4 protein-coding genes are annotated in these 2409 nt (G+C 35.2%); all 4 read right to left on the reverse strand.

Features of this window, described 5'->3' with window-relative positions; all coding sequences use genetic code 11:
• Window positions 1-176: 176 nt before the first annotated feature.
• A complete protein-coding gene (locus tag AOQ32_RS07975) occupies window positions 177-1232 on the reverse strand; it encodes a site-specific integrase (protein ID WP_059394359.1) in 1056 nt (351 codons plus the stop codon).
• A 72-nt stretch (window positions 1233-1304) separates the two neighbouring features.
• A complete protein-coding gene (locus AOQ32_RS07980) occupies window positions 1305-1856 on the reverse strand; it encodes an MscL family protein (RefSeq protein ID WP_059394360.1) in 552 nt (183 codons plus the stop codon).
• Between the two features lie 39 nt (window positions 1857-1895).
• Window positions 1896-2165 (reverse strand): TM2 domain-containing protein, encoded by a 270-nt coding sequence (locus AOQ32_RS07985; protein WP_059394361.1) that lies wholly within the window; start codon window positions 2163-2165, stop codon window positions 1896-1898.
• Between the two features lie 67 nt (window positions 2166-2232).
• Window positions 2233-2409 (reverse strand): S24 family peptidase (locus AOQ32_RS07990; protein WP_148666540.1); only part of this gene is annotated, 177 nt, incomplete at its 5' end.

The following is a 2409-nucleotide window of genomic DNA, read 5'->3' on the forward strand; positions in this document are numbered from 1 at the left end:
CCGGTAAAAGGTATTATATGTTTTTAATAAAAATTATTGAAAACCGCTGTAAAACAGCGTTAAACCCTTATATATAGCTATTTTTAATTGGTCTAAAATATATATATTTCAGACGTTTTATGACGTTTTCAGACGATTTTATTATTTTTTTGCACGGTTTTTGCACGGTTTACACGTTAAAAAATAGACATCATTATTTTATTTGTTTTTTCTTCTTCGGTCTCCTTTTGTGCTTCCAAAAGGTGCGTGTAGATGCCTATTGTGGTTGATATATTCTTGTGTCCTAATCTTCTTGAAACGTACTTAATATCAACACCTTTGGATAACAATAAGCTACCGTGAGAATGCCTTAAGCCGTGGAATGATATGTCTTTAATTCCAAGTGAGTGAGTTGTTTTTTGAAGTAACGTTCGCACACTGTAATAACTAACATCAGACACACGGCCTTTAACGTTTTTTAGTTGTGCCAATAAATTATCATCAATTGTGATAATGCGATTTCCTGATTTTGTTTTTGTTGATTTGATACGACGAAATTGATCTAAAGCTTTATTGACAGATATTGTCTTCTTTTTAAAATCAACGTCATTTGCTGTGAGTGCCATAATCTCACTTACTCGCATACCGGTATGAATAGCAATATAAATAGCTAAATAAGCGCCATCCTGTGTATTTTTATCTAATTGTTGTCTGATATGTTGGTCAAGTTTCGCCAGCTCATCAGCCTCTAAAAATTTTTCAGTTGCTGGCTTACCGTTACTGCCTGTCAGTTGAATTCTCACTGTTGGGTCTTTATCAAGTATGCCGTCAGCGTAGGCATCTTTCAAGCACTGGCTAATGTGGTTTTTTCTCTTCGCAACAGTCTGCTTTGAGTGCGTTTCGCCAAATTCGTTAATAAACGCTTGGAAGTCAGAGCGAGTAAATTCGAGCAAATAAGCATTTGGCAAATACTTAATGATATTATCCAACGTATTCTGATACTGGTGGCGCGTTCCACTTTCCAAATTGCTTTTGTAAGTATCAACCCAAGATTCGAAATAGTCTGACAACAACATGTCTTTATATTGATTTTTTTCTACTTCAATAACGCCAGATTCGATAGAAGAAGCCCACAGTTGAGCTTCTTTTTTTGTTTTGAATCCCTGTTTACTTGGACGTTTTTTCTTGCCATTTACAGTTATAGATGTGAATACCCGCCAATTGTTAGGGGCTATTTTTACAAAACTAGCCATAGTTACTCCATTTTTGGCCAAATAAAAAGGCTTACGCCTTATAAGTGTATGTATGCCCAAGAGGGCTTATAGTTATTTCAAATTATCAAGTTTTTCAATTAATTGTTTTTGAAGCTTAATATTTTCTTCTTGAAGTTTTTGGATTTTAATTGCATCTTCATGAGCCTGATCGTATCCCCATTGCTGTTCTCTGTTTTTCTTTAAGTATTTGTTGATTGTCTTGATGAGGTAGAAAACAATATATGAAATGAAGAATAGTGTTAGCGAGTTTTGAAGTAATGATGAAAACGACGATTCTAGGGCGTTCGTAGAATGGTTACCATTAAATTCAAAAATCCACTTAAAAATGTAACCGATAAGATTTGCTATAAAGCTTGTTAAACTCTTGATTACGTCGCTAAAGTTGTACCCGATCACGATTGAAATGACAAATGTTAACAAAAATGGCGCGAACATAAACTGTTTGAACTGTTCGAAGTTTGAAGAGGTATGATCGAATAATTTTCCAGTTTTTGATTTAAAATTTTCCTTAACGTCTTTGACACCAGTTTTGATATCTTCTACATTGTTTTTTATGTTATTTGTCATTTCAGACAGGGTTGATTTATCAAATTTGTTTTTCATGTTGTGAACTCCTTTTATGTACGCCCGAAAGGGCTTGTATTACTTTGAGTACCGACCATTAAGGAAAGTGATGTCTTGAGTATCTGAATAAGTGCTATAGGCCTTTACGATTGAAATAATGAAATCAACTAATGGCCAGATTCCAAGAGTAATCCATGAACCAATAAGCAACTTAAAGATTCCAAGACCAATTTGACCACGAACGAATCGGTCAACGCCTAAATAGCCGACTAAGAAGTTGCAGACCCACACAAAAACATGCTTGTTAATCTTGTTTACTTTAACGTTACCTTGAATGATTGTTTCCATAAAAACGCTCCTGAAAGCTTTTAACGTGGTTCCGTCCTGCACGTAATATGTACACCGCTTGTGCGGTTTATAAAATAACAATTCCAAAAATTGAGGACTCGTGCTGTTCATTGACTGGCATATCTTTGTACTTCTTGTTGAGAGATACAAGACGGCAACCGTTACCATCAGAAACGAACTTCTTAACATAAGCTTGGCCATCATAGTCAGCAATGACAATCTGACCAGATCGTGCTTCATGTTC

Source organism: Fructobacillus tropaeoli (assembly GCF_001047135.2).
Taxonomy (GTDB): Bacteria; Bacillota; Bacilli; order Lactobacillales; family Lactobacillaceae; genus Fructobacillus; species Fructobacillus tropaeoli.